We start from the raw sequence: 5,710 nt of genomic DNA, 5'->3' as shown, positions 1-5,710 counted from the left end.
CTGCGTGAGCACTGGGTGTCGATACGGGCCACGCTGCTGAACGGTACGTACAGGCCGCAAGCTGTGAGACGGGTCGAGATACCCAAGCCGGATGGAGGTGGCGTGCGCAAGCTCGGCATTCCGACGGTGATCTCATAATGTCGGGTAGCCAGACGCGGTTACCCGCGCCCGGCCCCCTAAGAACCGTGCATGCTTCTTTCGACGCACACGGCTCAAGCCTCTACGAAGGCACCTTTCGGTACCCGGTTTCACAACTGTAGTTCTGGCGTACTACCGAGTTCTACGGCAATCGAGATGGTGCAGTTCGAGATTGCTCGCTGAGTCCGATCCGCCTTCGGTTCTTTTCACAATGTGGCGGACATCCCAAGGAGTGCCCTTTGTGATTGGTTCCTGACAGGTAGGACACAGGCGATCTTGCCTGAGCCAGACGCGGTAGAGCTTCACACGGCCTCTTGACGAGTTCAGCGTTTTCTTGCCCCACCGGGACTCGAAGTACTGTTCCCATTTGGGGTCGTGCGGATTCGCGTTGGCTTTGATCTTGACATGCCGCTGTATTGGCGTGTCCGACTCTTTCAGCAGGGTCAGCTCTCGTTCCGTTCCATCCTCTTGTTTTTCTGTGGCGGTAAATACCCAGTTCCGGGTGCCTCGGGTCTTGAAGTATTTCTCTTTGACCCATCTGGCTCCTTTATTGGGGTGCCTTCTCACCGCCCATCGCCATAGCATTGACCAGACCTTGGCATCAACCCGAGCGAAGGTTTCCTTGGCGACTACATGGCTGTGGTAATTCGCCCATCCACGTAATATCGGATTGAGCAGCCTTATCAGGTTCGCCTGTTTAGCCGTCTTGTTGGCCTTGATCACTTCTCGAATTTTGTCAAGATGAGCCTTGACGTTCGCTTTCGACGGCTTGATCAACAGCTTGCCGTTGTACTTGCGGAGGTTCCATCCGAGGAAGTCGAACCCATCCGTGATATGCGTTATCTTGGTTTTTTCCGGCGATAGGACAAGCCCACGCTCCGCCAGGAATTCGACCACGGCAGGCATGACTTCGCTCTCCAGCCATTCTTTCGAGAAGCCAGTGATGATGAAGTCGTCCGCGTAACGCACCATGTGCATTTTTAAGCCTGCCCGCCTGGCCTGCGGAAACTTCTCCGCTAGCCTGGCTTCGAGACCGTCCAACGTCATGTTGGCTAAGACAGGGCTGATGATTCCCCCTTGCGGGGCACCTGCCTCAGTCGGGAAGAGTTCGTTTTGATACACGAATCCCGCCTTGAGCCACTTCTTTAGGACCGCCTTATCCGTAGGGACATGGGCGAGCATCCAGTCGTGACTGATTTTGTCGAAACAGCCTTGGATGTCGGCCTCTAGCACCCATTGCGCGTTTGCCTTTTTCGCCAGCGAGCTGAAACACTGCCCCCCGGCGTCGGCGGTTGAGCGCTCCGGTCTGAACCCATAGGAGTTCAGATCGGCGGTGGTTTCCGCGATCGGTTCCAGCGCCAGCAAATGTAGCGCTTGCATAGCGCGGCACTTCATCACGGGTATGCCCAGAGGCCTCGTCTTGCCATTTTTCTTCGGAATTAACACCCTCCGAAGCGGAAGGGGCGAGTAACCCCGCCTCTTCAACGACGCAATCGCGTTGGTCTTTGCCCCCGGTGTTTTCCACGTTACCTTGTCCACACCGGGGGTGTTCCTGCCTTGATTTTCAGTCACCCGCTTGACGGCTAATGCCTTGCCGCTGAACGAGTGGGTCAGCAGCCATTGCAAGGCTTTCACCTTGTTATGGCGGCCGGCCTGTGTCGCCTTCACCATACGCGTCTGCAGCCTTCTTACATGCCGTTGGACCTTGGCCCAGTTGATGCCGTCCCACGTCACGCCAGAAGGCGCACGTGCCTGTGTTGCAACACTCATTTGCTTTCCCTCCGTTAAGATGGTTCTAGAGACTCTCTTGTGAGGAGAGACCATGAGGACGTCTGCCCGCTTTCGCGTGGGATGATGTTTCAACCCCTATCCGTCCGGTTACAGGACGGCCTTCGCTTTTTCCTCACTCCTGTGCCCGCACCGCCATAGGCAGACTTCGCAGTCTGCTGTCCCCGAAAGGAGCGATACGGGGTTGCCACGTTCCGCTTGCACAAGCGTGTCGGGTTAGGTACCTGCTATTGACCGGGAGACATATGGGTCACGAGGGCGCAAGGTGGAAGCGCTACTCCCGTCTCCGTTACCGTTTTGGTTCAAGCGTCGAAGCCACTTCCGCTTGTTCTGTGTAACGATCTTTATCGCAGATTCAAATGTTTTTACCATGCCGACTATCTAGGACTCATCCGGCGTGTGGCTGCCAGAAGGGTACGCATCTCACGATTGATACCCCGCACCGGTCGGTGCTTCGTTACATTGTCAGGGCCGCTCTTGATTCAGGCCCCTAGATTCACCCGGTGACACGGGTGGTTCCCTCCGTTGCCGTGGGAACAGCTTACACAAGCGACTTCGTGTCGCACGCACCTCTCACAGTTGATTGTAGGAATGTTGCCCCCGAAGATGCCCTGAAGTGCGCACCCAGTCCCGCAGTTGCTGTTCCTTGGTAGGATCCAGGGTGATCCACCACGGGCCCCGCCCATCAAGCTTCCGAGCGTGGACCACCTGGCGCTCAATCCAGTAATACACGACGTGTGGACTGATGCCCAGTCGGTGAGCGAGTTGTTGTACCGTGAGTTCGTCAGTCCGCTTGAGGCTGGTCGGCGCAATCCCGTACCGGTAGCGGATCCACTTGACCATGGAGAGCGTGAACGATTTGCCAGTTGGACTGCGCAGGCCTTCCTGATTGAGGTGCGCAACGATTTGTGGGTCGGACAGATGTTGCGAAAGTTTGCGCACGTGCTCGACGGTCGCAGTGGGATAGCGCATCGCGTCGGTGACCGGCTTGGGCAAAGTCACGGTGGTGTCGGTACAGATGCCGCCCTGCCAACGCACATGTAGGACTACCTGTCTCGTTGCGGGCAGTTTCTCGACCGTAATGTCCCGGATGAGTAGTCGCAACATGCGCTTGCGATCCTTCGCTAGGGTCGCCGGGGCACGCCAAAGGCGCGGCAGATTGCGGGCAAGTGCGAGGATCTGGGCCTTCTGTTCGGGCGTGGCGACGCGCGCCTTCTGGCTCTGGAACTGGGCGGCTTCCGTCTTGATGGCTTCGAGGCGAAGCATCGCGTCATTCCAGCGCTGCTCGAGGGTGCCTGCGACCAGACGGTTGGCGGGATCGCATTCCTGATAGCGACGCTCGGCAAGCGCGACCTCATACTCGGCGCGTTCGATGCGCATATGCCATTGACGCATGATGGCGTGATCGCGCTGCTGGAGTTCGTTCAGGGCGTTCATGGCCAGTTCGAGTTCCGCTGGCCGCAGGGCCGCGAGCGCTGCTTCGCCGATCGCGTTGTCGAGCAGGTCGCTGCGCACGCTCATGCAATCGGTTGTCGCCAGACCCTGGCGGCGGCGCGCATTGCACAGGTACAACGGATAAAGGCCACCATTACCCTGGTACCGCACGGTCAGCGCCCGACCACAGCAGCCACAGATCAGCATCCCCTGCAGCAGCGCCAACCCTTCACGCGCCGCACCGCTGAGCACGGAACCTTCGCCATTGGTTCGGTTGCGCGCCAGTCGCGCCTGATTGCGCTCGAAGTCCTCCGGCGTGATATAGCCTTCGTGATGGTCGGGCAGATGGACGCGCCAGTCCGCCTTGGGTACCGGCTGCACGCGCTGATGGACCTCTCCCTGTGGCGTGATGCGTCGGCGATACTGGTAACGGCCGAAGACATAGATGCCCGCGTACGAGGGATTGCGGATCAAACCGAGCACGCGCTCGTGTCTCAGGCTCCCCCAGATGAGTCGACCTGCCCAGGCACCGCCGTATGCGCGCTTAGGAAAGCGCAGCCCATCTTCGGCAAAGCGCTTGACGACTGCGTATGCGCTGCCGGTCTCTTCAAATAGACGAAATACCAGTTGCACGGCGCCGCGAACCTCGTCATCGGGATCGAGGACGATGCGACCCTCATCGTCATAGCACAAGCCAACTGGCAGCGGAAAGCGCAACTCACCCTTCTGCGCCTTATTGAGCTTGCCGCCTTGGAGGCGCCCGCGCAAAAAGTGAAGTTCGGCCTGTGCCATTGTGCCTTTGAGACCGAGCAGCAGACCGTCGTTGAAGTCGCCCGGATCGTAGCAGCCATCGGCGTCGATGACGAGCGTATGGGTGAGTGCACACAACTCGAGCAGGCGATGCCAGTCCAGATTCGAGCGCGCCAGGCGCGAGACTTCCAGCGCAAACACGGCGCCCACTTGCCCCATCGAGACATCCGCCACCAGCGTCTTGAAGTCCTGGCGGCCGGTCATCTGGGCGCCCGACTGACCGAGGTCCCGGTCCAGGATCCGGATCGACGTGTCCGGCCAACCCAGTGCCAGCGCTTTGTCGCGCAACGCATACTGGCGCTCGGTACTCTCCTGATGATGCCGTACCTGAGCCAGCGTCGACTGGCGGATATAGATGTACGCCGGCTTGCTGTGATGTTGCGGGGTGATCTTGGTGTTCATCGACGGCCTCCTCACTCGGTTCCAGCGCGGACTCGGCGGTGAGCCAAGCCTCGAGCATGTTGGCGATGAGTACGCCGGCTGATTGCGGATCGATGGAGATGGTGAGCGACAGCGGTGCCTGGCTCACCGACGCCCCTCAGAGCGCCTCGCGGCGGCGCAGTAGTTCGCGATTGATCTCGCAGATCTCCTCGATGATCTCGCGGACCCGGTGATAGTTCGTCAAGTGTTCGGAGACTTCGGCGTAATCGGCCTGTGGCACGTAGTCCATTTGTGGTCGGCGCCCGGGGAAACTCACCGATAAGTAGTACTTGGGGCCATGACCGGGGCCGTCGGCGCACTTGCAGCCAGGCTTGCCGCAGCGCTTGTAGCGTTCGATGAGCGAGCCCCGCAAGAGCGTGTCCAATGCCGGCATTTGCTTGAGCAATTGCGCGCGGCGTTTGCGTAGAGTGGACGACGGAATATCTTGCATTGGCGGACCACGTTAAAAACTGGTCTGATAGTAGGTGAACGTGATGCATTGATCAAGCTCCTTTGGATCCTTTGGATGACTTCTTGGAGGACGAAGCGGCAAGCTGGTCGATCAGCGCAATCAGCTCCAGGAGCATGCCCAGATCGAAGCGACACGCAGGGACCTCGCGATCGTCTTCGACGATAGGCGCGCCCCAGTCGGTCCAATCGCGGGCAATGCTGAAGCTGCCGCGCTCTACATGACCCAGCAGCAGTGTGTCGGCGCCCGCCACGCGGCGCGTCTTCAGGACCGGAAAGCGTTGGCCCCGCAGCGGATGAAACGGATGGCGGATCTCAGCCCATCCCAAATGCTCGTTGAGCACTTGTGTAGTTCGCGCTGACCGTCNCCCGTCTGCGCTTGATCGATTTATCCAGCAGGCGGTCTTGCAGGTGCTGCAAAGGCGGTGGGACCCGACGTTCTCGGATTCCAGTTACGGCTTCCGTCCGGGACGCTCGGCGCATCAGGCCGTGGAGCGCGCGCAGGGCTACATCCGGGCAGGGTATCGCTGGGTTGTAGACCTCGACCTCGAGAAATTCTTCGGTGCGCCAGGTTAAGCCCGGCGCTTTCAGCGGGTGAGATTCCCGCCTCGGAAAGGGGACGAGCCACCCCACCGGGAATCGAGTCTTGGGC

The 5,710-nt window shown here is 59.6% G+C and carries 5 protein-coding genes; 1 reads left to right on the top strand and 4 read right to left on the bottom strand.

All coding sequences use genetic code 11. The annotated features are described in order from the left end of the window. Positions 1-270: 270 nt before the first annotated feature. From ltrA to DN412_RS42005, 4 genes are all read right to left on the bottom strand, one after another. A complete protein-coding gene (gene ltrA / locus DN412_RS42020; RefSeq protein ID WP_115216876.1) occupies positions 271-1,908 on the bottom strand; it encodes a group II intron reverse transcriptase/maturase in 1,638 nt (545 codons plus the stop codon). 591 nt (positions 1,909-2,499) lie between these two features. Further along, entirely contained in the window at positions 2,500-4,572 is a 2,073-nt protein-coding gene (locus DN412_RS42015) for a recombinase family protein (protein WP_115216875.1), read from the bottom strand. Positions 4,573-4,708: 136 nt separating this feature from the next. After that, positions 4,709-5,041 carry a DUF6788 family protein gene (locus tag DN412_RS42010; protein ID WP_035862386.1) on the bottom strand — a complete coding sequence of 111 codons (333 nt, stop codon included), beginning with the start codon at positions 5,039-5,041 and terminating at the stop codon, positions 4,709-4,711. Between the two features lie 52 nt (positions 5,042-5,093). Continuing rightward, positions 5,094-5,402 (bottom strand): DUF5372 family protein, encoded by a 309-nt coding sequence (locus DN412_RS42005; RefSeq protein WP_035862384.1) that lies wholly within the window; start codon positions 5,400-5,402, stop codon positions 5,094-5,096. Between the two features lie 61 nt (positions 5,403-5,463). On the opposite strand from DN412_RS42005, the gene DN412_RS42000 reads away from it, so the two are divergent. After that, a complete protein-coding gene (locus tag DN412_RS42000) occupies positions 5,464-5,634 on the top strand; it encodes a hypothetical protein (RefSeq protein WP_482764223.1) in 171 nt (56 codons plus the stop codon). Positions 5,635-5,710: the final 76 nt, after the last annotated feature.

This window comes from Cupriavidus lacunae (assembly GCF_003353055.1).
GTDB lineage: Bacteria > Pseudomonadota > Gammaproteobacteria > Burkholderiales > Burkholderiaceae > Cupriavidus > Cupriavidus lacunae.
This window is presented reverse-complemented; position numbering and strand designations above follow the sequence as displayed.